The following is a 24,548-nucleotide window of genomic DNA, read 5'->3' as shown; positions in this document are numbered from 1 at the left end:
ATACGATGAAAAAACTTATTTTATTTTTAGGAGTAGTTTTAATGGCGCTTACCGCAACAGCGCAAGACAAGAACAAAAAGTTGAATTTTGAGGTCAATGGTAAATGCGGCATGTGTAAAACACGCATAGAAAAAGCTTGTTTGGGAGTTAAAGGGGTTAAATATGCCAACTGGGATGTTCCTACGCACGAATTGTCTTTAATAATAGATGAGCGCAAAACCAATAGCATGGAAATAAAGTCTGCCATCGCGGCGGTGGGTCATGATAGTAAAGAATTGAAAGCAACAGAAGAGGCTTATGCTCAAATTCATCCATGTTGTAAATACCGCGAGGATAATACAGACGATTCTAAGCATCACGATTAATGAAGCAAGAATTCTTGGTAAATGGGATGACTTGCAATGGCTGTGTAGCATCCGTGACCAAAAAAATAGCAGCTATAAAAGGAATAGAACAGGTTGAGGTGAATCTGGAATCTTCCTTGGCTACTATTACTTCAAACCGGGTTATTGCTGCTACTGAATTACAATCTGCTTTGCCTGAAAAATATACGGTAACTAGTACAACCGAAACTCATCCTGAAGCAACCTCTGAGGAAGTAGTATCTAAATGGAAGCAGCTTAAGCCTTTGTTTCTCATATTTGCATATTTGTTGGTTGCAGCTTTTTTACTCAACTACAAAAGTTGGGATTGGAGTAGTGCTATGTTAGATTTCATGGGGCTATTTTTTATTGTTTTTAGTTTTTTTAAACTGTTAGATCTAAAGGGCTTTCCAGAAAGTTTTGGCATGTATGATCCCTTGGCAAAGCGGGTTCCTGTTTATGGTAAAATTTACCCTTTTATAGAAGTGGCGTTAGGGCTGATGTTCTTAATGCGATTTCAGTTGCGATTGGGGCTAGTAATTACCTTGATTGTATTGGGTATAACAACTGTTGGTGTAACTAAGTCTATCTTGGATAAGAAGGCAATAAAATGTGCTTGTTTGGGTACAACTTTAAATTTGCCAATGACAGAGGCTACCTTTATAGAAAACGCTATAATGCTGGTAATGGCGGTGTCCATGCTTTTAGTTAATCTTTAGCCAAAATTGACCAACGGATTGATCCATCATCTACATTTACATCGGTTTTTAAATTAACAATTATGGCAAAAGCTAAATCCTCTGGAAAGTCTCAGTCAGCTAAAGCAGCTCCTGCTGCTAGAGCTCAAAAGACTACCCAAGCTACTGGCAAGAAGAAGTAATTTGGTGGTTAGATTCCAAGATGGAATCTGGTTTTAAAATAACAGGAAGAGTCGTTTTAAACGACTCTTTTTTTTAATTAGGGTGATAGAAGACTCCGTAAATACGGGGTCTTTTTTTATTTGATTTATACGTGAATTATGGATAATAACACAGTTTTAATTGTCAGTGATACAATTAAGAATAGTTTAGCCATGCAAGCACTTTAGTTTTGCGTTGATTCTGTGGCTGTTTAGTTTCCTCCTTCCCCATATGGCTTTAGTGGAATCATATCTAAAAAATGTAAACATTTAATATTTATATGATATGAAAACCATTGCTTCGATTAAATTGTGCGTCTCTTTTTGCTTTTGTTTTATGATGACTTCTTGTGGGCCTCTCATTTTTAGCGCAAATTTTAATGCTGATAACCTAGGCTCAGCACCAAACCCTAATCCGCCAGGAGAACCTTCTGGGGATGAAATAAAAGGTAATTGTGGTATAACGGTTGTAGACAACGCTACTATTGGGTCTAAATCCATGCGCTTCTACAATGAACCTAACTGTTCTTTTAAATTGATGTGGTTTGAGTCTGATAATGTGCCATCTTCTAATAAATTTTTGAACTATAGCTTCTTGGGTACACCTGAAAGTACGAATCACAAAACATTCCATATAAGTTTTTCTGGAGGGCACTTTGAGTCTGCCTTTGATATAAAATTCAAAGATGGCCACCTGCTATTAACGGATGGTGCTTATAACGAACATGTTATTGGGACTTATACCGCTAATGAAAAGCAAACATTTTTAGTTGGCATAAACCGCGAAACAAATGAGTATGCTTTGAATATTTATAAAGAGAGTGGCAATATAAACCTGCAGAATAGACCGGTAAAATCGGACACATTTTGGGGTAAGTCTGCTTATTTGTTATATGTTTATTATGACGTGGACGATACCAGTAATGCTGCGGCGGGTTACGTTTTTGACGATGTAAAAATTAATAAAGAGAAGGAGTAGGGGTGAAAATGAAAAAGCCATGTTGAATACAACATGGCTTTTTGTTATTTGTAGTTCTTAAAACTAGAATTACATCATACCTGGCATACCGCCACCTGGCATTGGAGGCCCTGCAGGCGTATCTTCCTTAATGTCTGTTAATGCACACTCGGTAGTCAAAATCATACCTGCAACAGAAGCTGCATTTTCCAAAGCAACACGAGTTACTTTCTTAGGGTCAATGATACCAGCCTTCATCATTTCTACATACTGGTCAGATTTTGCATCATAACCAAAATCACCTTTACCTTCTAAGATTTTAGCAACCACTACAGATCCCTCGCCACCAGCATTAGAAACAATAGTTCTGATAGGCGCCTCAATAGCTCTTGCTACAATTTGTAAACCGGTAGCTTCATCAGCATTTTCAGTCTTAACTTTGTCTAGAACAGATTTTGCTCTAACCAAAGCAACACCACCACCAGCAACAATACCTTCTTCTACAGCTGCTCTAGTTGCGTGTAAGGCATCATCTACGCGGTCTTTCTTCTCTTTCATTTCAACTTCAGAAGCAGCACCAACATAAAGTACGGCTACACCACCAGCTAATTTAGCAAGACGTTCTTGAAGTTTTTCTTTATCGTAATCAGAAGTAGTAGTCTCTATTTGAGATTTAATCTGGTTTACACGAGTTTTAATGTTATCAGCAGCACCAGAACCATTTACAATTGTTGTATTGTCTTTGTCTATAGACACACGCTCTGTAGTACCTAACATATCAATAGTAGCAGTCTCCAAGGAGAATCCTCTTTCTTCAGAAATAACGGTACCGTTAGTTAAGATTGCAATATCTTCCAACATTGCTTTTCTTCTATCTCCAAAACCAGGAGCTTTAACAGCAGCAATTTTTAAAGAACCACGTAATTTGTTTACCACTAAAGTAGCTAGTGCTTCACCATCTACGTCTTCTGCAATAATCAATAAAGGCTTGCCAGATTGTGCCACAGGCTCAAGTACTGGTAATAAATCCTTCATAGAAGAGATTTTCTTGTCAAATAACAAGATGTAAGGGTTGTCTAACTCAGCAACCATCTTTTCAGAATCGGTTACAAAGTATGGAGAAAGGTATCCTCTGTCAAACTGCATACCTTCTACTACATCTACGTAAGTATCTGTACCTTTAGCTTCTTCTACCGTGATTACACCTTCTTTACCTACTTTTTCAAAAGCTTGTGCAATTAAGTCGCCAATAGTTTCGTCGTTATTAGCAGAAATAGAGGCTACTTGCTTAATTTTATCTGTAGAATCTCCTACTTTTTTAGATTGCTTAGCTAAATCCTCAACAATAGCTTCTACAGCCTTGTCAATACCTCTTTTAAGGTCCATAGGGTTAGCGCCTGCCGCAACATTTTTTAAGCCTTCTTTTACAATAGCCTGTGCTAATACGGTGGCCGTAGTAGTACCATCACCTGCAAGGTCGTTAGTTTTAGAAGCTACTTCTTTTACCATTTGTGCTCCCATATTCTCTAGCGCATCTGCCAATTCTATTTCTTTAGCAACAGTTACACCATCTTTAGTGACTTGTGGAGCACCAAAAGATTTGCTGATGATAACGTTTCTACCTTTAGGGCCTAGGGTTACTTTAACCGCGTTAGCCAATGCATCTACACCTTTTTTTAGGCCGTCACGTGCATCAATGTCAAATGTTATGTCTTTTGCCATTATTATAATGTTTTAAAAAATTAAAATTTCAAGATTTACTGTTGACGTAAATTTTTGAAACTTTAGAATTTGAGATTTGTTTTAATTTGGAATTTGCGGATTATACAATTGCAAGTATATCGCTCTCTCTCATAATTAGGTAGTCTACACCTTCTAGTTTTAAGTCGGTTCCGGCATATTTTCCATAAAGCACGGAATCACCTACTTTAACTGTCATTGCTTCGTCTTTGGTTCCAGGACCAACTGCAACAACTTTACCTTTTTGTGGTTTTTCTTTGGCAGTGTCTGGAATAATGATACCAGAGGCCGTTTTGGTCTCGGCCGCCATAGGCTCAATAAGAACCCTGTCTGCTAATGGTTTAATATTAACTTTCGCCATTTTATAAAATTTTAGGTATTAGTTTTAAATATTCTGCATTGCAGTGGGCAGAAATTGTGCCAATTGCCAAAAACTGACAATATGTAAAACTAAAAATGCCAGCTTGTCATCCAAGCTGGCATTTTTAAATTTTTTAGCATCCGTTTTGTTTATTGGATGGTGTCTGCAGTGCCATCACTTGGGGCTGCAGGGGTGGTTTCTGGGACTGTTTCCGGAACAGTTTCTGGAACTGTCGTTTCAATATCCTCACCTTGTAATACTTTAGATTCTGGAGCGCCAAAGCTACCTTTTAGAGATAAATTACTTAAAAGGATTAGCACAATTAACAATACTGCTAATGTCCATGTACTTTTATCCAAAAAGTCTCCAGTTTTCTTAACGCCACCTACAACTTGGTTGCCACCACCACCAAAAGAAGAAGACAATCCGCCTCCTTTTGGATTCTGCACCATAATAACCAAGACTAATAGTAGGCATACAACAATAATTAGGCCTAGAAAAATAGTAAACGTACTCATGTTATCAATTCTTTTCTTTCTGAAGCTGTTTTACAGCTCGAATTTGATCCGCAAAGAAACCACTTTTTTCCGGATATTTCAAACTCAATATTTTATATGCCTGTATAGCCTTTTTGTACTTCTTTTGTTCTAAATATACTTTGGCTAAGGTTTCTGTCATTAACTGAGATGCATCTACCTTTTGTGTGTCGCTGATATCTACTTTTTTCATAAGCTCAGCATTAGGTACAATTTTGGGATTAGTGCTTATGAATTTGTCTAACAACTCAAATTTCTTCTTCTTATTTAAACCTTTTTGAGTATTAGTTTTGACTGTTTCTGCCTTAGATGCTAGCGGATAATCTTTTACCTTGCTCACCTTGGAGATAGGGGTTTCTTTTATATCCTCGTTGTCTCTAGCAATAGGTTGATGTGTGCTAGTAAGCTGCAGCCACTCTGTAAACGAGTGTTTTTCTGATTTTGTAAATTGAAAAGGTTTACCGATTCCCAATTCTCTTTCTACAACGGTTTTTTCTTCTAACGCACCTTCTTTAAGTGTTAATTCGGTAGCAGCTTTTACATTAAATAGTGCGGGGTCCAGTATTTGCTCAGCGTCGGTGATATTTTGCGGTAAAGGGGCTTCTTCAGTTTCCTCTAGCATCGATTTAGCATCAGGATTTGGAGTAATTACTTCAGAAATGGTTTCCTGTTCCGCTAATGGCGCTGTTCTACCCAGTATGGTGTTAGCAATTTGGTGGTTGCTAAAATCTTCTGACGTAATGTAGTCAAACAATACCTCTCTGTCTGTGGTGTGCGCGGCCGTTACCTTTAGTGCATTATTATATTTATAAGATTCCAAAGACTTAAGACCTTTTAAGTGTAAGGCCCTGGCGGCTTGAAAGTACGGATATTCTTCTAGCATACCTTCTAACTCCTTAGTTTGTTGTGGAGTTAGCGTGGCTTTTGGTTCTTGTAAAAGTTGTATGAATTCCGTTACATTCATAGGTTACCAGTCTGCTAAAGAAGCATTGAAAATATCTTGTGTTATTCGCTCAAAAATTACCTCATGCGCTTCTGTTTTTACATTTTGTAAAAGGGATGCTTGTGGATAATCATAAAAGAAAGAAAAACGCCTTTCAAAATCCGCGTCTTCTTTAGTTTTATTATAAAAACGGACGTTTACGCTAATTGTTAATCTATTCTGAGAAGCTTGTTGATTGGCTGTAGCAGACATGGGGGATACGCGGTATTCAACAATTTCTCCTTCATACAATAAATCTCCTCCGTTGCTGGTAAGATTAAGACTGGTAAGGTTGGTAATTAAGTCTTGCAGTGCGTTGGTAAAATCTCTATCTAATCCTGGTTCAATCGTAGATCCTGGAGTTTGGTCTGCGTAATTCTGAAAAAAGTTTACCTGAACTGTTTCTGCGGTCCCTGTACTAGCGCCAGAGAAATTATAAAATCCACAGGCTTGTATGGTGAGTAAGCCTACAAAGGAAAGAATTCTAAAGAATGATTTTATCAATTTCATTTACAAGTCATATTGTTTTATTTTACGGTACAAAGTGCGTTCAGAGATGCCTAATTCTGCTGCTGCAGCTTTACGTTTACCTTTATTCCGTTCTAATGATTTTTTTATAAGCTCTATCTCTTTTTCTTGTAGAGACAGGGTTTCTTCTTCTTGTATTTCTTCTGCAAAGTGGTAGCGGTCTTCTAAGGGAGCGGGTCTTTGTGGTTTTACTGTTGATTCTGCAGTTGGTTCTGGCAAATGCAAAATTTCAGTAATTGGCTGCTCCTCTTCATAAGATTCTTCTTTATCGCCGTAAATTTTACGAATTAAAGTTTCGTTTTCTTCCTGTACCTTCTCAGAATCATTCTCTTTCATCAATTCCAAAGTCAACTTTTTTAAATCATTTAAGTCGCTCTTCATATCAAAAAGAACCTTATAAAGAATTTCGCGTTCGGTACTAAAGTCGCTCTCTTTCTTTTGTTGATTTACCAAGGCTGGTAAATTGCCTCCAGTCATATCTGGTAAATAGCTGCCCAGTGTAGCGGCTGATACCTCTCTGTTTTCTTCTAAAACAGATACTTGTTCGGCTATATTACGTAGTTGACGAATGTTTCCGGGCCATCGGTAACGTTGTAAAATAGCCACGGCCTCTTCTTGCAGTCTGATGGTGGGCATTTTATATTTTTGACCAAAGTCTGAAGCAAACTTTCGGAACAACAAATGAATGTCTCCTTGTCTTTCTCTTAAGGGAGGTATGTTGATTTCTACCGTACTTAAACGATAGTATAAATCCTCTCTAAATTTCTCTTTTTTAATCGCCTCGAACATATTTACATTGGTCGCGGCCACAATACGCACGTTTGTTTTTTGTACTTGAGAAGAGCCTACTTTTAAAAATTCGCCATTTTCTAATACTCGTAATAAACGTACTTGTGTAGTTAGGGGTAATTCTCCTACTTCATCTAAAAAAATAGTACCTCCATCGGCCACTTCAAAATAACCACTACGGGTTTGTGTCGCGCCGGTGAAGGCTCCTTTTTCGTGTCCAAAAAGTTCAGAGTCTATGGTGCCTTCTGGTATTGCTCCACAGTTCACAGCAATATATTTGGCGTGTTTTCTATGTGATAAGGAATGAATAATTTTTGGAATAGATTCTTTACCTACACCACTTTCCCCAGTAACTAATACGGAGATATCCGTAGGTGCTACTTGCATAGCTTTTTCCAAAGCTCTATTAAACTTTGGGTCGTTGCCTATAAGTTCAAAGCGCTGTTTTATGGATTGTACGGATTCCAATAGCTTAATTGTTTTTAGAAAGTGAAACTGCTTCTCCTATTAATGTAGCAGAAGTACAGTCGTTAATTTTTACATTTACAAATTGCCCAACTTTGTAGTCCTCTTTAGGGAATACAACAACGGTGTTTTGAGAGTTTCTACCCATCCAATGCGCATCAGATTTTTTAGAGGTTCCTTCTATTAAAACCTCTTCTGTCTTGCCAACATGTTGTTGCGTACGGTATAAAGCATGCTCTTGTTGTAAGTTGATAATTTCTGTAAGTCTGCGTTTTTTTATAGCTTCTGGAACATCATCTTCTAATTTACGAGCAGCTAAGGTTCCCGGCCTTTCGGAGTAGGCGAACATAAATCCAAAATCGTACTTTACATACTCCATTAAAGATAAAGTATCTTGGTGGTCTTCTTCGGTTTCTGTTGGGAAACCAGTAATCATATCTTGACTAATGGCGCAATCCGGAATACGGGATTTTATATTATCTATAAGGGTAAAATATTCTTGTCTGGTATGCAGGCGATTCATTTCTTTTAGTATTCTATCGCTACCACTTTGTACAGGCAAGTGTATGTATTTGCAGATGTTGTCAAATTTAGCCATGGTGTCTATAACATCCAAGGTCATGTCTTGCGGATTAGATGTAGAAAAACGAATGCGCATTTTAGGTTGTGCAAGTGCCACCAATTCTAATAATTTCGCAAAGTTTACAGAAGTTGCTTTTTGCATATCCGTAGCCTTGTCAAAATCTTTTTTTAATCCGCCACCATACCATAGGTAACTATCTACATTTTGTCCTAGTAATGTAATTTCTTTAAAACCTCTGTCCCATAAATCATTGACTTCATCTATGATAGATTGTGGGTCACGACTACGTTCCCTACCTCTAGTAAAGGGCACAACACAAAAGGTACACATATTATCACAGCCACGGGTAATGGAGACAAAAGCGCTAACCCCGTTAGAATTTAGACGTACGGGGGCAACATCACCATACGTTTCATCTTTAGATAGAATGACGTTAACTGCGTTTCTACCTTCGTCTATTTCTTTAATTAGGTTTGGTAAATCTTTGTAGGCATCTGGGCCTACAACCATATCTACCATTTTTTCCTCTTCTAAGAATTTACTTTTAAGACGTTCTGCCATACAACCCAATACGCCAATTTTCATCCCAGGGTTGGTGCGTTTTACAGCATTGTATTTTTCTAAACGTTTTCTAACAGTTTGTTCTGCCTTTTCTCTAATAGAACAGGTATTTACCAAAACCAAATCGGCCTCCTCTAACTTTTGGGTGGTGTTAAAGCCTTCTTTAGCCAATATGGACGCAACAATTTCACTATCCGAAAAATTCATTTGACAGCCGTAGCTTTCAATGTATAATTTACGGGTGTTTTTGCTGTTGTTTTCTAGTGATAGGGCAGTGCCCTGTACTTTTTCGTCTATAATTTTTTCCGTGTCGTTTTGCATCATCCTTACCTTTCTGCGGGGGGCAAAGATACTATTTTTAGTAAACGATAATGACAAATTGGCAGTTAAATTAAGACGATTTTAAATAATTGCACGTTATATCCTAAATTTAGAACAACCAAAATCAATATTTTATGAAAATAGACCAACTAAAGTCTAGAATTGAATCCAGTGTTAATCTGGATTTCGGTGGAATTTTTAGTGAATCCATCGAGCTATTTAAAAAAGTGTGGGTGCAAGGATTAGTGACCTTTCTAATTATGATGGCTTGCATTATGCCTTTTTATCTTATTATTTACATACCAATGTTTGCTGCAGGCTTTAATGACCCTCAGTCTTTTGAATCTGACCAGCCACCAGTGTGGTTTGCTGTGTTGATGATTGTATTCATGCCTATTTTTTTATTGGCAGTAATGACCATTAGTAATGGCCTAATGGCTGCTTTTTATCGAATCTGTAAGCTAAAAGATAAGGAGGAGATGGGCAAGGATGATTATTTTAGGTTTTTAAAAGGAGAAAATTTAAAAAAGTCTTTTGTTCTTGGGTTATACGCAACAGGCCTTACTTTTTTAGGTATGCTTGCTTGTGGTATAGGGGTAATCTACGTTATGGTCCCTGTTTCTTTGTTTCCTGTGTTTTTAGCATTTAGGCAAGATTTGACTGCTGCAGAGATAGTGAAAGCGAGCTTCGCTTTGGGAAATAAAAATTGGCTAGTGATATTTGGGTTGCTGTTAGTCTGTGGTTTTTTAGCTAATCTAGGTGTTATTGCCTGTTACATAGGATTGTTTTTTACTGCTATGTTTGGCAAAATACCATTGTATTTTGTGTATAAAAATAGCCTTGGTTTTGATGCGGATGAGCAACATGAACAACCAATTTTAGAAGCATAAATTAGTAATTTATTTACAGTAAGGTTGCGTAATAACAACATGTTAAAGTGTTAGTTGTTACGCAACTTTTTATTTGGGCTTCATCTATAAATTGTATTCAACTAACAATCAATAAAACAACAATCATGAAAAAGAACCTTTTTATAGTAGTCCTTTCTATTTTAGTGTGTATGCTAAGCTGTACGGATGATAATGATGCTTCTTATGCAGAAGTTGTAGTGGCAAAACCTTTGGTAATTAGCAAAACAGAATTTGTAAATAGTATAGCTGTTCTTCCGCCGCAGGCGATTGATGAGTCTGGTAAAATGTATGCTTATAAGGAATACATTTTTGTGAATGATAAATACAAAGGCATACATGTTATAGATAACAGTAATCCATCTAACCCAAATAAAATAGGCTTTATAAAAATTGCAGGCAATGTGGATATATCTATTAAGGATGATGTATTGTACGCAGATAGTTTAATGGATTTATTGGTTTTTGATATTACAGATATACATAACATTAAACAGTTGAAACGATTAGAAAACGTATTGCAAGATAATGTAGTTTGGCCTGCTGCAGATGTATTTGAATTTGATGGCGTAGATTATGAAAACGAGATTTTGGTAGGTTGGGAAACTGTGGTGGAACGCCGGAAAATAGCAGAGGTGAATACGGTAGATTTTGCTTTGGAAAATGCTAGCGACGGCACAAGAAGTACAGGTCAAGGTGGCTCTCTGGCTCGGTTTAAAATTGTGTCAGATTATCTGTATGCAGTAGACAATCATAATATCAATATTTTTGATATTTCCAATTTAGACGCTCCAGAAGTTTTAGATAAAGTATACGCTGGTTTTGATATTGAGACCATTTTTAATAAAGGGGAGTACTTGTTTTTAGGAAGTATGCGCGGTATGTACATCTATAATATTGGCAATCCAGAACAGCCTACCTTGGTGAGTGAATTTGAGCATGGAAAGGCTTGTGATCCTGTGGTTGTAGATGATAATTATGCCTATGTAACGCTGCGGGGAGGTAATACCTGTGGTGCTACAGAGAGTGGTTTGTTTATTATTGATATCAGTAATATGGAGCAACCAGAATTAAAAGTGATGTATCCCATGGATGAGCCTTACGGACTCGGAATTAAAGATGATAAGCTTTTTGTGTGCGATGGCGCTTCTGGATTAAAAGTGTACGATAAGCGTAATGTTCCGGACTTGCCGCAGCTAAACCATTTTAAGGATGTTGTTACGTTTGATGTTATTCCGTTAGAAGACCATTTATTAATGGTAGGAGATGGTGTGCTATATCAATATAAATATTTAGATGCTTCCATAGCGTTGCTTAGCACGTTTCAACTTAACTAATTACAAGGTGAATTTGGTGTGTAAATATCCCGCAATTAGCGGGATATTTATGTATTGGTACGCTTTTGAGTTAAGTCAAATAAAAAAATTCATATACTTTTGTTTTCAACAAACCGCAGCTAATGCCAAAGAATCTAGTTATCGTAGAGTCGCCTGCTAAGGCAAAGACCATAGAAAAGTTTTTAGGAAAAGATTATCAAGTAGAGTCCAGCTTTGGACACATTGCCGATTTACCGTCAAAAGAATTGGGGGTAGACGTGGATAAAGACTTTACGCCTAAGTATGTGGTGGATAAGGATAAAAAAGCCCTGGTTAAGAAATTAAAAGATTTAGCTAAAAAAGCAGAGATAATCTGGCTTGCGAGTGATGAAGACCGTGAGGGAGAGGCTATATCTTGGCATTTGGCAGAAGAATTAGGTTTGGAGCAGAAAAAGACAAAAAGAATTGTTTTTAATTCCATTACTAAAGCTGCAATACAACGAGCTATCAAAAACCCAAGAGAAATTAATTACAACTTGGTAAACGCACAGCAAGCGCGTAGGGTTTTAGATCGTTTGGTGGGATACCAGTTGTCTCCGGTACTTTGGAAAAAAATTAAACCAGGACTTTCTGCGGGTAGGGTACAATCTGTATCTGTGCGTTTAATTGTAGAAAGAGAAAGGGAAATAGAGGCTTTTACTCCAGAAGCATCTTTTAAAATAAAGGCAGAATTCAAAACGCTAGGCGGTGTTTCTTTTGAAGCTAAATTGAATAAAAGTTTTGCATCAGAAAAAGAAGCTCAAGCATTTTTAGATAGCAATATTGGTACAGATTTTAAGGTGGCTAAATTAGATACTAAACCTGCTAAAAAATCACCGGCTGCTCCATTTACCACATCTACCCTTCAGCAGGAAGCCTCGCGAAAGCTATACTTTTCTGTGGGTAAAACCATGCAAGTAGCGCAACGTTTATATGAGGCGGGTCTTATCACCTACATGAGAACGGACAGCGTAAATCTTTCTAAAGAAGCACTGGATGCTGCAAAAGATGCTATTGTATCTAACTATGGTGAAAAATATAGTGAAGTTCGTAATTACACAGGTAAGTCTAAAGGGGCACAAGAAGCACATGAGGCGATAAGACCTACAGATATGAAATTGCAAGCTCCTTCTTTAGAAAGAGACCAAGCTAGATTGTATGAGTTAATATGGAAACGTACCTTGGCTTCGCAAATGAGTGATGCTCAATTAGAGCGTACTAATGTTAAAATTAGCGCAAGTACTCACCAAGAAGAATTTACAGCCAATGGTGAGGTAGTTAAATTTGATGGTTTTTTAAAAGTCTATTTAGAAGGGGTAGATGAAGAAGATTTAGCAGAAGAACAAGAAGGGATGCTGCCAGCTATGAAGGTGAGTGATGCTCTAAATAATAATTACATCTCTGCTACAGAAAGATTTACTAGACCACCATATAGGTATACAGAGGCTTCTTTGGTAAAGAAATTGGAACAATTGGGTATCGGTAGGCCTTCTACATATGCTCCTACAATTTCTACCATACAAAACAGGGGTTATGTAGAAAAAGGAGCTATAGAAGGTGTGGAGCGTAAATACACCCAATTGGTTTTAGAAGGCGGTAAGATAGACGCTAAAACACTGACAGAAACTGTAGGGTCTGATAAAGGCAAAATGGTGCCAACAGATATTGGTATGATTGTAAATGATTTTCTGGTTACCAATTTTTCTAAAATTTTAGATTACAATTTTACGGCACAATTAGAAGAGGACTTTGATGAAATAGCAGCAGGAGAGGAAGATTGGAAAAAAGTAATGAAAGATTTTTATGCTGATTTTCATCCAACTGTAGAAGATGTAGAAGAAAATGCAGAACGCGCTAGTGGGGAGCGCATATTAGGTACCGACCCAGAATCTGGTAGGCAAGTATCCGTAAGGTTGGGTAGGTTTGGGCCAATGGTCCAGATTGGTACATCAGAAGAAGAAGAAAAGCCACAATTTGCAAGTCTACTGCCAGAACAATCTTTGACAACAATTACCTTTGAAGAAGCCATGGAGCTGTTTCAATTGCCTAAAAAGTTGGGTGTTTATGAGGGGGAAGAAGTAGAAGCCAATGTAGGGAGGTACGGTCCGTATGTAAAATTTGGGAAAAAATTCATCTCTTTAGATAAAGGAGAAAGCGCTTTTGATGTAGATATGGATAGGGCGGTAGAATTAATTAAGGCAAAGCAAAAGGCAGATGCCCCTATTGCTACGTATAAGGGTACTGATGTAACCAAGGGCGTAGGTAGATTTGGACCATTTATAAAATGGGATGGCATGTTTATTAACGTGAATAAGAAATACGACTTTGACAATCTTAGCCAAGCAGATATAGAAGAATTAATAGAAGCTAAAATTCAGAAAGAGAAGGATAAATTAATTCAAGAATGGCCAGAAGAAGGAATCCGTATAGAAAAGGCACGCTGGGGCAGGCACAATATTATAAAAGGTAAAATTAAGGTAGAGCTGAGTAAAGATGTAGATGCTACTAAAATTGCCTTAGATGAAGCCAAAGCCTTAATAGAGCAAAAAACACCCAAGAAGAAAACAAGAGCAAAAAGCAAAAAATAGCAAACCAAAATCCTTTAAAACTAGAAGAAATATATGGCGTTCGACTTTTTAGTGCCCGTAAGTGAAAAAGTGTTGGCCTTTTCAGAATTCTTACCTCCCCAAGCACTAGGAATGAATATTCACAAGCATACCGAAAAAAAAGGTATGCCAGTATTTGCAAACGCTACGGTGGCTCTATTTGGTGTTCTAGAATCTAGAAATGCATTTGAGAAAAAGACAGCCAAGTTAGATACAGACGGCCTACGTTTAGAGCTATACAGGTTAATGATGGGGAATTGGAATGGTACTATAATAGATATAGGAGACATTCATGAAGGAGCTTCTGTAGAAGACACTTATTTTGTAGTTAAAGAAATAACAGCAGGTCTGTTAGAAGAAAACATTATACCCATAGTTTTAGGGGCTACACAAGATTTAACCTTTCCTATTTATCGTTCTTTTGATGGTATAAAGGATATGGTCAATATTGTTAATGTAGATGCTAAGTTTGATTTTGGTATGGATGATGAATTAATCTCTTCAGAGTCTTACATGAGTCGTATCATTACAGATAAACCAAATAATTTATTCAATTTTAGCAATCTAGGATACCAATCGTATTTTAATGCACAAGAAGAGATGGACCTTATGGACCGCCTGTTTTTTGATGCATACAGGTTAGGAGAACTTATTGGGGATATCAAGTTAGTAGAGCCAGTAATGCGTAATGCACATTTGGTGAGTATAGATATGAGGGCGGTTATGGCATCTACAATGGGGGTAACCACTAATTTTTCTCCAAACGGATTTGATGGTAGAGAAATCTGTGCCATAGCAAGGTATGCGGGGATGAGCGATAAAATATGTGCTTTTGGTATTTATGAAATGGAGAATGCCGTACTCTCTCATAAATTAATTGCACAAATAATATGGTACTTTATAGAGGGTTTAAATTACCGCATTTTAGAAGAGCCAACTTCTGATAGTGAAGATTTTACAAAATTTACCGTACCCACAGATGCGGATGAAATGGTATTCTTTAAAAGCCATGTAACAGAAAGATGGTGGGTAGAGGTGCCATCTGTTATGATTCCACATAATAAATCAAAATCCGTTGCGTTATTACCTTGCACTCAACAGGACTATTTAGATGCTTGCAATCAAAATATCCCAGAGAGATGGCTAAAAGCCTATAAGAAAGGTTTAAACTGAACATTAAAATTTTTTGACACTTAAATTGTATTTGTACAATAAAATATTCAAAATCAAGTTTTGAGAGTATGAAATTGTGTTATGCAGTTTATAAATCTTAAATCGAAAATTTAACCTAAAGTATGAGAAAGCTATTGTTATCATCTCTAGCATTTGCGTTTTTACTCGGAAGTTGCGGGTCAAAATCAAATTCAAAAGGTGAATTAGTTGGAGTTAAAGGGAAGAAATGGTATCCCGAGAAGCCTTACGGTATGGAATTGATACCACGAGGTTCCTTTATCATGGGTAAGGCAGATGAGGATCAAGCTAAAGTTCTCAATGCACCAACCAGAACGGTTACCGTTAGGTCCTTCTATATGGATGATACAGAGATTACGAATAGTGAATATCGTCAGTTCGTAGAGTGGGTAAAGGATTCTGTTGCTAGAACCAAAATGGCCATCTTAGCAGATGAGTTAGGTTTGGGACCAGATGATGATGGTACTATTGGGGAGTATGCTTTTAAAAGTGCCGATACTTCAAAGCTTTCTGTATGGGAAAAATATAAAATAGACAACTTTATTGGGGGTGATGGTTATGAAGGCTATGCGCTTAATAAAGATGTTGATCTTATTTGGGATACTAATGATTATCCAGATGAGTACTATGCAGAAATTATGGATACCTTGTATTTAGATGATGAGGAAACCTATAATGGACAGCGTACTATTGATGTAAAACAATTAAAGTACAAGTATAACTGGATGGATATTGAAGCAGCTGCTAGAGCAAAAACTGGTAAGCGTAGTGATTTCATTAAAAAGGAAGAACTAGAGATATATCCGGATACAACGGTTTGGATTAGAGATTTTGAGTACTCTTACAACGAACCAATGCATAACGACTATTTTTGGCATGATGCGTATAGCGACTACCCTGTAGTTGGTGTAAATTGGCAACAAGCCAAAGCGTTCTGTCACTGGAGAACCAAGTTCAAGAACGATGATCAGAAAAGCAGAGGAAAGCAATTTGTAAATCAATTTAGATTGCCTACAGAAGCAGAATGGGAATATGCTGCTAGAGGAGGCATTGAAGGAGGTACTTATCCTTGGGGTGGTCCTTATGTAATTAGTGATACAGGATGCTTTATGGCTAACTTTAAACCACAACGTGGAGATTATGCAGCGGATGCCGCGTTATACACAGTAGAAGCGCAGTCTTACGAACCTAACGATTATAATCTTTACAATATGGCTGGTAACGTGTCTGAATGGACCAACTCTAGCTACGACCCAGGAGCATACGAGTATGTTTCTACAATGAACCCAAATGCAGGTTCTGGCCAAAACAAGCGTAAAGTTATCCGTGGTGGTTCATGGAAAGATGTTGCATACTTCTTACAAGTAAGCACTAGAGATTACGAATATCAAGATTCTGCTCGTAGCTATATCGGCTTTAGAACGGTACAAGACTACATGGGAGAAGAAGATTCAACAAAAGGTAATAACGGACTATAAACAAGAAATAGCTTACGAGAACACTGAATTAAACTTGTAACCAAATTCTTTATTTATATAACTTAATTTAATTATCATTATGGCACAGTCAAAATCAACAAAAAAACTGTTTAACATGGCCTACGGGCTTGGAGCATCAGTAGTAATTATTGGTGCACTTTTTAAGATACTTCACTGGGAGTTCGGTCCTTTAACAGGGGGGTTACTTTTAGCTATTGGTCTTATTACAGAAGCATTAATTTTCGCAATTGCAGCTTTTGAACCCGTAGAAGAAGAAGTAGATTGGTCTTTAGTGTACCCAGAATTAGCTGGTGGTGAGCCTAAAAAAGCACAAAAGAAAGAAGCTGCTGAGGTTAAAGAAGCAGAAGGCATCCTTTCTAAGAAATTAGATGAAATGCTTAAAGAAGCTAACATTGATTCTCAATTGTTTAGTAGCTTAGGAGAAAGCATCAAAAGTTTTGAAGGTGCAGCTAAAAATATTGCTCCTACTACAGATGCTATTCAACATACTAAAAAATACTCAGAAGAGTTGTCTCAGGCAGCCACTCAAATGGAGTCTTTAAATAGTCTTTACAAAGTACAGTTAGAAAGTGCAAGTCGTCAAGCTTCTATCAACGAAGAAGTAGTACAAAACGCTGGTGCTTTAAAAGAGCAAATGCAATCTTTAGCCACTAACCTTTCTTCTTTGAATGGTGTTTATGGTGGAATGTTGTCTGCAATGTCTAAGAACTAATTAGTTTCTATTACAATAACCCCAAATTATTAATTTTTAAAACTAATTAGAAAAACATGGCAGGAGGTAAAGCAAGTCCACGTCAGAAGATGATCAACTTAATGTATTTGATCTTCATCGCGATGTTGGCACTAAACATAGGAAAAGAAGTTCTAGCAGCATTCGGTGTAATGAATGAAAAGTTTGAAGCTTCTAATATAAAAGCCAGCGATAACAATATGGCCTACTTAGAAGGTTTGGAAACCAAAGCTTCTGAAAACGAAGAGGAGTATGCTCCTTTGTATGCTAAAGCTAAGCAAGTAACAGAAATGTCTAACGAGTTCTATAGCTATATAGAAGGTCTTAAGACAGAAATGCTTGCAGGTTACGAAGACAAAAAAGATTACGAAAAAATGGATAAATCAGATTTTCTTGATCAAAAATTCTTCGGTGGTGATAAAGTAACAGAAGAAGGACAAAAGTTCTTAAACTGGGTAAACAAGTACCGTACAGATGTTAGTAAGGTGTTACCAGAAAACATGAAAGATATTAAGGAATCTGTAAATGCTCGTTTTGCTACTGGTGATGCCAATGGTAAAGTAGAAAAGAGTGACGGTACCAAAGAAGATTGGTTAAACTATCACTATGAAAGAGTACCTATGGTAGTTTCTTTAACTAAGTTAACTGCGTTGCAGTCAGACATCAAAGCTACTGAGCAAGATGTATTAAAAGGCTTGTTAGAAGGTAACCTTACAGAAGCAGTATCTTTAAAGAACTTTGCTACTTCTTTATCAGCATCTAAATCTGCTTTCTACAGTGGTGAAAAATATGATGGTAAAATCATCATCTCTAAAACAGATAAGACATCTACACCTGTACGTGCAGAGTTAACTTTAGATGGTAGAAAATTAACTGCAGATAAAGATTACAAATTAGAAGCTGGTGGTGTAAAAATGTTAATCAACGCTGGTGGCGCTGGTGATCACACTGTAGCGGGTAACCTTTACTTTATGCAAGATGGTAAAGAAATAGAAGTTCCTGTAAACAATTCGTTCGCAACTATTTCTAAGCCTAACGCTGCTGTGATTGCTGCAGATAAAATGAATGTAGTTTATCGTGGGGTTGCAAACCCAATGACAATCTCTATTCCTGGTATTCCAGATAACAAAGTAAGTGCTTCTGCACCGGGATTAAGAAAAGTTAATGGTAGTAGATACGTAATGAACCCAGGTACGGGTAGAGAAGTGACAATCAGTGCTTCTGGTGTATTGCCAGATGGTCAAAGAATTAGTACTCCAGCAACTTTCCGTATCAAAGATATTCCAAGACCTAGCGGTACCATCCGTGGAGAGGCAGGTAGCGTTAAGATGCCAAGAAGAAACTTGGAAATCTCTACTGTTAGTGCAATGTTAGAAGACTTTGATTTTGATTTGAATTTAGGCGTAAGCGGATTTAAGTTCAAAGTTCCTGGTCAACCAACGGTAGTAGTTAGCGGTAACAAATTAAATGCAAAAGCAAAATCTGCATTACAAAGAGCTAAAAGAGGTGATGCAGTACAAATTTTTGATATCAACGCTTATATTTCAAACAACAAAGGATATAAATTGAAGAAAGTTTCTCCTGTTGTTGTAGAATTGACAAACTAAAGATTTAGGTAAAATGAATTGGAAAAATGTTTTAGTAATTGCTGCGGTAGGTCTATTGCCATTATCCATGATGGCACAAGCAAACATCCTTAATGCAAAATTGCCAGAGGAGATTGGTAAAAAGACCGATGCACAAATAGCTCAAGATAATGACAAACCTTTAGATTACGGCTATGTGGACGATAGGGATATTCTTTGGTCTAAAACCGTATGGGAGGTAATAGATTTAGATGAGCGCGTTAACTTTCCGTTGTACTATCCTACTGATACTATTGGGATAGGTTCTGATAGAAGGTCTTTATACCACGTATTGATTAAAAATATCAAGAATGGGAAACTAACAGACATCTATACGGATTCTTACTTTACAGAAAAGCTTCAAGGTCTTGGAGATTTAGAAGCAACTCTTAAAAAAGTAGATACAACAGACCTTGGTTATGAGCAATTGAACGCAGGAGAACAAATCTCAGAAGAGTTTATTAACAGAAGAGATTTAGATGCTGCAGATATTGAAGAATACCACGTAAAAGGTATTTGGTATTTTGATAAGAGACAGGGAGAATTAAAGTACCGTTTATTAGGTATAGCTCCAGTAGCTCCAGATGTAAACTTTATAGATGATGAGTCTGTAGATCCAAACGAAAACAAGGTAGAATTGTTCTGGGTATGGTACCCAAGCGCAAGACAAATCTTGCACGAAGCTAAGGTCTTTAACAACAGAAACTCGGCGCAACCTATCACTTTTGATATGTTGCTAAACGCTAGAAGGTTTAATGGTACCATTTATAAGGAAGATAACGTACATGGAGACCGTAAAATAGACGATTACGTTTTTGATAATGCCTTGTTCCAATTACTAGAAGCGAACAGAATAAAAGAAACTATTCGCGATAGGGAGCAAGATATGTGGGCATATTAATTAGTACCCAAAAATAATTTCCAATTCAACAAGATTAGACGCCTTGGCAATTTGCCAAGGCGTTTTTTATTTTCTATAGCCTAGCGATGTATTTTTGTAATATGAAAGACGTGCTTATCGTAGGCTTAGGTTTAGCGGGGATATCACTTTGCGAAAGATTAGAAGCTAAGGGGAAAACATTTGATGTGTACACAGATACCTCTCAAAAATCTTCTTTAGTTGCTGGTGGGCTATACAATCCGGTTATTTTAAAACGATTTACCATGGCATGGCGAGCAGATGCCCAAATGGATGTAGCCATACCGTTTTATCAGCAATTACAAACTAAACTTGGCACTCAGTTAGATTATAAGGTTAAGGTATTAAGAAGATTTACTTCTATAGAAGAACAAAACACGTGGTTTGAGGCTGCTGATAAACCCCGTTTAGCCCGTTTTTTAAATACACACTTGCACAAAAACACAAATGACGGCATAGATGCTCCCTTTGGGTATGGAGAAGTCTTAGAAACGGGTCGTGTTGCTACGGAAAAATTAGTACAGTTGTATGCAAAATACCTTGAAGGCATAAGCGCTTTGCACAGAACGACATTTCTCTATCAAGATTTACAAATGCTTAAGGATGGCGTAGCCTATCAAGGAAAAAAATATGAGAAAGTAGTTTTTGCAGAAGGTTTTGGACTTAAAAGCAATCCTTATTTTAATTATCTGCCCTTAAATGGTACAAAAGGAGAATTACTCACTGTAAAGATTCCGGGTTTAAGAGAAACGAGTGTAATTAAATCTTCTGTTTTTATTATTCCTTTAGAAGAAGATGTATACAGAATTGGAGCTACTTACAAATGGAAGGACAAAACGAATACACCAACTGATGCGGCTAAAGAGGAGTTATTAGAAAAATTGGAAAAATTTTTAAAGCTTCCTTATACAGTGGAAAAGCATGTAGCAGGGATTAGACCCACAGTAACAGATAGGAGGCCATTAGTTGGGGGACACCCTATTTATGAACAGTTATATGTGTTGAATGGTTTTGGCTCAAGAGGTGTTTTAATTGCTCCAGAGGTATCAAACCAATTAGTAGATGCCATGTATGGTACCGCACAATTGCATCCAGAAATAGATATTCAAAGATTTCAAAATAAATATGTGGCTAGTACTTAATGTGCTTTTGCCGTAGTATTGGCTTCTTTTTTATCCAAACTAGGGTCGTAAGACATAAAAAAGTTAATCCAAATATTTCTAGATAAGCGCATAATCACCGGCATAAAAACTATTAGAGTACCAATAATGCTTATAAAAGTAGCTACAAGGTCTGCTCCTAAAATTAGATTGCTAATAACAAATGCAGCTACAGCAAAGGCAATTCCCACAGCATAACTAACATACATTGCCCCATAAAAAAAGGATGGTTCTATTTTATACTTAGTATTGCAGTGAGAACAACGCTCATGCATTTTTAAAACTTGGCTTAACGCATACGGGTTTGAGTTAACATACATGCTTTCGTTTTGACATTTAGGGCAACTTCCTGTTAAAATACTGTTGATTTTAGAGCCTTTTTTTAACATTTGCATCAGTTTTAAACAAAAATACAGAATATCCAATTCTGGGTTTGTAACCTATATCACAAATTATGCTTAACATTCACAACCTTTCTGTATCCTTTGGAGGGGAATATTTATTCAATCAAATTTCATTTCGCCTAAACCCAGGAGACAAAGTTGGTTTAATTGGTAAAAATGGAGCTGGTAAATCTACCATGCTTAAACTTTTATCAAAAGAAATGCCTTTAGATGAAGGTACCATAGCATCAGACAAAGATGTTAAGATTGGTTTTCTTAAGCAAGATTTGGATTTTGAAGAAGGTCGTACGGTATTAGAAGAATCTTATCAAGCCTTTAAAGATATTAAAGACTTAGAGCTAAAGTTAGATTACATCAATAATCAACTAGCAGAACGTACGGATTATGAGAGCGAAGGATACAACCAGTTAATGATAGATATAAATGATGTTACGCATCGTTATGAAATATTAGGAGGATATAATTACCAAGGCGATACAGAAAAAGTACTACTTGGACTTGGGTTTAAACGCGAGGATTTTGATAAGCAAACAACAACTTTTTCTGGCGGTTGGCGTATGCGTATAGAATTAGCCAAACTTTTATTACAGTCTAATGATGTTTTGCTATTAGATGAGCCTACGAACCACTTGGATATTGAATCTATATTATGGTTAGAGCAATTTTTAAAGGGGTATGTAGGTGCTGTGGTAATTGTCTCTCACGATAAAATGTTTTTAGACAATGTTACTAACAGAACTATAGAAATATCCTTAGGGCGTATTTACGATTATAACAAACCTTATTCTGCATACCTAGAATTACGTTCAGAAATAAAGGAACAGCAACGTGCTGCACAGAAAAACCAAGAAAGAGAAATACAACAAGCAGAACGCTTAATAGAGAAATTTAGGGCAAAGTCCAGTAAAGCATCTATGGCGCAATCGCTTATCAAAAAATTAGATAAGATGGAGCGTATAGAGGTAGACCAAGATGATAATAGCGTGATGAACGTCCGTTTTCCTATTTCTGTGAATCCAGGAAAGGTAATTGTAGAACTGGATGAACTAGGTAAAAATTACGGGAGCAAAAAAGTACTAGAAGATGTTTCTATGTTAGTAGAGCGTGGAAGCAAAATAGCATTTGTGGGGCAAAACGGTCAAGGTAAAACTACGCTAGCCAAAATTATAGTAGGGGAGCTAGCGTATTCTGGAAATCTTAAACTGGGACATAATGTGCAAATAGGATACTTTGCTCAAAACCAAGCAGAGTATCTAGACGGCAATAAAACCATCCTAGATACCATGATAGATGCGGCTAATGAAACCAACCGTAGTAAGGTAAGAGATATTCTAGGTTCCTTTTTGTTTGGTGGTGATGATGTAGAAAAGCAGGTAAAAGTGCTTTCTGGTGGTGAACGTAACCGTTTAGCACTGGCAAAACTCTTGTTACAACCTTTTAATGTGCTAGTGATGGATGAGCCTACTAACCACTTAGATATTAAATCTAAGAATGTGCTAAAGCAAGCGCTAAATCATTTTGAAGGTACGTTGTTGCTGGTTTCTCACGATAGAGATTTTCTACAAGGACTAACAGATAAGGTGTACGAATTTAAAGATGGGAATATTAAGGAATATTTAGGGGATATTGATTTTTACCTAGAACAGCGTAATGTAGAAGATTTTAGGAGTATAGAAAAAAGAAGTAAGGAAAACGTAGCAGCAACTGCACCCAAGGCACAGAACGATTACAAAGAACAAAAGCGCATAAAATCCTTAAAAAATAAATTAAGTACGCTAGAAAAGAATATTGCAAAACTAGAAAAGCAAATTGCAGACTATGACCATAACCTTTTAATGGATTATGAGGGTACCATTGCAAAGCCAGATTTTTTTGATACATACAATGGTTGTAAGAAAAAATTAGAGGATTATATGGCAGACTGGGAAGAGGTTTCTATGCAATTAGATGGCTAACCACAGTTTTTAGCATTTTCACAACAATATGGTTTAGTTTCACAACAATCCGGGGTGCGTTTAACGATTTAATTTTTTTGTAAAGAATTCTTCCTTTTATTTTGTAGGTAAATTCTTATGAAGTAAATTTGAATTGTATGAAAACGACCAAATCAACCATCCTTTTTTTAGTAGCAGTACTACAAACCGCTGTTAGCCTTGCTGAAATTGGCAAAGCAGAGAAAGCAGCTTTGGTAGAACTGTACCAAAACACAAGAGGAGCGGAGTGGACAAATTCATGGAATTTAGATGCGCCAGTATCAGAATGGCAAGGTGTTGTTGTAAGAAATGATAAGGTTGTAGGCTTAAATCTTTTTAATAATAATCTTACTGGGGTTTTACCAGAGAGTTTAGGGAATTTAGAGTATTTAGAGCATCTAAATTTGGCGTTTAATAGCATAACAGGTGAGTTACCAAAGAATATAGTAGAACTAAAACGCTTAAAAACGTTCAAGTTAGAGATGAATAGGCTTAAAGGGGGTATCCCTACAGAAATTGGGAATCTAACAGCCTTGAAAGAATTCTCTGTTTTTAATAATTTTTTGAGTGGGCCAATACCCGAAAGTTTTGGGGCTATTACGGGACTAAAAATATTGAATTTATCTAGCAATAACTTTAGGGGTACTATACCACAAAGTATAGGGAGCTTAACCCAGTTAGAGAAGTTAGGATTGTTTGAGAATGCGTTAGAAGGAGAAATACCTTCTAGCATAGGGCAATTGGTTGCTTTAGAAGAATTAGTGTTGGCAAATAATGACTTAGGTGGCGGTATACCGCAAGAATTTGCGCAACTTTCAAAATTAAAAGTACTTCAAATACAAAATAACAAGTTCAATTCTTACAGGGGTATTGAGGCCATGGACACTAAACAGTTTTTGGTATTAGATACAGATAGCGAAAAGCTATCGCCTTACAAGGAATTAGACTTACAAGCTGTACCTAGTAGGATGGCTGATACAAAATTTGAAGACAATGATAATAAGTAGTTAGTTATACTTTAGTTTGTTTGGTTCGGGGGTGCAGAGGTGTGCCCCCTTTTTTTGTGTCTATTTTTCTTTTTATGAAATATTTAA

The 24,548-nt window shown here is 36.8% G+C and carries 22 protein-coding genes; 14 read left to right on the top strand and 8 right to left on the bottom strand.

Features of this window, described 5'->3' with window-relative positions:
• Nucleotides 1-5 precede the first annotated feature (5 nt).
• From HCO57_RS08690 to HCO57_RS08680, 3 genes are all read left to right on the top strand, one after another.
• Complete coding sequence (locus HCO57_RS08690) at nucleotides 6-365, top strand: heavy-metal-associated domain-containing protein (RefSeq protein ID WP_167988723.1); 360 nt, start codon at nucleotides 6-8, stop codon at nucleotides 363-365.
• Nucleotides 365-1,081, top strand: coding sequence for a heavy-metal-associated domain-containing protein (locus tag HCO57_RS08685; RefSeq protein ID WP_167988722.1), 717 nt, complete (start codon nucleotides 365-367; stop codon nucleotides 1,079-1,081). The genes HCO57_RS08690 and HCO57_RS08685 overlap by 1 nt, the downstream gene beginning before the upstream one ends.
• Nucleotides 1,082-1,546: 465 nt before the next feature.
• Nucleotides 1,547-2,239, top strand: coding sequence for a hypothetical protein (locus HCO57_RS08680; protein WP_209066113.1), 693 nt, complete (start codon nucleotides 1,547-1,549; stop codon nucleotides 2,237-2,239).
• Between the two features lie 69 nt (nucleotides 2,240-2,308).
• On the opposite strand, the gene groL is transcribed toward HCO57_RS08680, so the two are convergent.
• The 7 genes from groL to miaB all read right to left on the bottom strand — a co-directional run bounded on the left by groL (nucleotide 2,309) and on the right by miaB (nucleotide 9,087).
• On the bottom strand, nucleotides 2,309-3,940 hold the full coding sequence (gene groL, locus HCO57_RS08675; protein WP_136951408.1) for a chaperonin GroEL: 1,632 nt from the start codon (nucleotides 3,938-3,940) through the stop codon (nucleotides 2,309-2,311).
• Between the two features lie 100 nt (nucleotides 3,941-4,040).
• Nucleotides 4,041-4,319: a co-chaperone GroES gene (groES, locus tag HCO57_RS08670; protein WP_136951407.1), complete on the bottom strand. Its 279-nt coding sequence runs from the start codon at nucleotides 4,317-4,319 to the stop codon at nucleotides 4,041-4,043.
• Nucleotides 4,320-4,468: 149 nt separating this feature from the next.
• Complete coding sequence (gene secG, locus HCO57_RS08665; protein WP_136951406.1) at nucleotides 4,469-4,837, bottom strand: preprotein translocase subunit SecG; 369 nt, start codon at nucleotides 4,835-4,837, stop codon at nucleotides 4,469-4,471.
• Between the two features lie 4 nt (nucleotides 4,838-4,841).
• Nucleotides 4,842-5,819 (bottom strand): hypothetical protein, encoded by a 978-nt coding sequence (locus HCO57_RS08660; RefSeq protein WP_167988720.1) that lies wholly within the window; start codon nucleotides 5,817-5,819, stop codon nucleotides 4,842-4,844.
• A 3-nt stretch (nucleotides 5,820-5,822) separates the two neighbouring features.
• A complete protein-coding gene (locus tag HCO57_RS08655; RefSeq protein WP_167988719.1) occupies nucleotides 5,823-6,347 on the bottom strand; it encodes an LptE family protein in 525 nt (174 codons plus the stop codon).
• Nucleotides 6,348-7,622 (bottom strand): sigma-54 interaction domain-containing protein, encoded by a 1,275-nt coding sequence (locus HCO57_RS08650; RefSeq protein WP_167988718.1) that lies wholly within the window; start codon nucleotides 7,620-7,622, stop codon nucleotides 6,348-6,350. It abuts the gene before it with no gap.
• Nucleotides 7,623-7,626: 4 nt separating this feature from the next.
• Entirely contained in the window at nucleotides 7,627-9,087 is a 1,461-nt protein-coding gene (gene miaB, locus HCO57_RS08645; protein ID WP_167988717.1) for a tRNA (N6-isopentenyl adenosine(37)-C2)-methylthiotransferase MiaB, read from the bottom strand.
• Between the two features lie 131 nt (nucleotides 9,088-9,218).
• Between miaB and HCO57_RS08640 the strand changes: the two genes are divergently transcribed.
• The 9 genes from HCO57_RS08640 to HCO57_RS08600 all read left to right on the top strand — a co-directional run bounded on the left by HCO57_RS08640 (nucleotide 9,219) and on the right by HCO57_RS08600 (nucleotide 21,059).
• Nucleotides 9,219-9,974: a hypothetical protein gene (locus HCO57_RS08640; RefSeq protein WP_136951401.1), complete on the top strand. Its 756-nt coding sequence runs from the start codon at nucleotides 9,219-9,221 to the stop codon at nucleotides 9,972-9,974.
• A gap of 125 nt (nucleotides 9,975-10,099) precedes the next feature.
• Entirely contained in the window at nucleotides 10,100-11,329 is a 1,230-nt protein-coding gene (locus HCO57_RS08635; RefSeq protein WP_167988716.1) for an LVIVD repeat-containing protein, read from the top strand.
• A 122-nt stretch (nucleotides 11,330-11,451) separates the two neighbouring features.
• Entirely contained in the window at nucleotides 11,452-13,935 is a 2,484-nt protein-coding gene (gene topA, locus HCO57_RS08630) for a type I DNA topoisomerase (protein ID WP_167988715.1), read from the top strand.
• Nucleotides 13,936-13,968: 33 nt separating this feature from the next.
• On the top strand, nucleotides 13,969-15,126 hold the full coding sequence (locus tag HCO57_RS08625) for a formimidoylglutamase (RefSeq protein ID WP_136951398.1): 1,158 nt from the start codon (nucleotides 13,969-13,971) through the stop codon (nucleotides 15,124-15,126).
• Between the two features lie 122 nt (nucleotides 15,127-15,248).
• A complete protein-coding gene (gene gldK / locus HCO57_RS08620) occupies nucleotides 15,249-16,622 on the top strand; it encodes a gliding motility lipoprotein GldK (protein ID WP_167988714.1) in 1,374 nt (457 codons plus the stop codon).
• A gap of 79 nt (nucleotides 16,623-16,701) precedes the next feature.
• Nucleotides 16,702-17,355: a gliding motility protein GldL gene (gene gldL, locus HCO57_RS08615; RefSeq protein WP_136951396.1), complete on the top strand. Its 654-nt coding sequence runs from the start codon at nucleotides 16,702-16,704 to the stop codon at nucleotides 17,353-17,355.
• 56 nt (nucleotides 17,356-17,411) lie between these two features.
• Nucleotides 17,412-18,980 carry a gliding motility protein GldM gene (gldM, locus tag HCO57_RS08610; protein WP_136951395.1) on the top strand — a complete coding sequence of 523 codons (1,569 nt, stop codon included), beginning with the start codon at nucleotides 17,412-17,414 and terminating at the stop codon, nucleotides 18,978-18,980.
• A 13-nt stretch (nucleotides 18,981-18,993) separates the two neighbouring features.
• A complete protein-coding gene (gldN, locus tag HCO57_RS08605) occupies nucleotides 18,994-19,899 on the top strand; it encodes a gliding motility protein GldN (protein ID WP_167988713.1) in 906 nt (301 codons plus the stop codon).
• A 101-nt stretch (nucleotides 19,900-20,000) separates the two neighbouring features.
• On the top strand, nucleotides 20,001-21,059 hold the full coding sequence (locus HCO57_RS08600) for an NAD(P)/FAD-dependent oxidoreductase (RefSeq protein WP_167988712.1): 1,059 nt from the start codon (nucleotides 20,001-20,003) through the stop codon (nucleotides 21,057-21,059).
• On the opposite strand, the gene HCO57_RS08595 is transcribed toward HCO57_RS08600, so the two are convergent.
• On the bottom strand, nucleotides 21,056-21,466 hold the full coding sequence (locus HCO57_RS08595) for a DUF983 domain-containing protein (RefSeq protein ID WP_167988711.1): 411 nt from the start codon (nucleotides 21,464-21,466) through the stop codon (nucleotides 21,056-21,058). The genes HCO57_RS08600 and HCO57_RS08595 overlap by 4 nt on opposite strands.
• A gap of 65 nt (nucleotides 21,467-21,531) precedes the next feature.
• On the opposite strand from HCO57_RS08595, the gene HCO57_RS08590 reads away from it, so the two are divergent.
• Nucleotides 21,532-23,436: an ABC-F family ATP-binding cassette domain-containing protein gene (locus HCO57_RS08590; RefSeq protein ID WP_167988710.1), complete on the top strand. Its 1,905-nt coding sequence runs from the start codon at nucleotides 21,532-21,534 to the stop codon at nucleotides 23,434-23,436.
• A 137-nt stretch (nucleotides 23,437-23,573) separates the two neighbouring features.
• Nucleotides 23,574-24,461: a hypothetical protein gene (locus tag HCO57_RS08585; RefSeq protein WP_167988709.1), complete on the top strand. Its 888-nt coding sequence runs from the start codon at nucleotides 23,574-23,576 to the stop codon at nucleotides 24,459-24,461.
• The last annotated feature ends 87 nt before the right edge of the window (nucleotides 24,462-24,548 follow it).

The sequence above is a fragment of the Croceivirga sp. JEA036 genome, assembly GCF_011882165.1.
Lineage (GTDB): Bacteria > Bacteroidota > Bacteroidia > Flavobacteriales > Flavobacteriaceae > Croceivirga.
The sequence above is the reverse complement of the archived record's forward strand: the minus strand, read 5'-3'. Positions and strand labels throughout refer to the sequence as shown.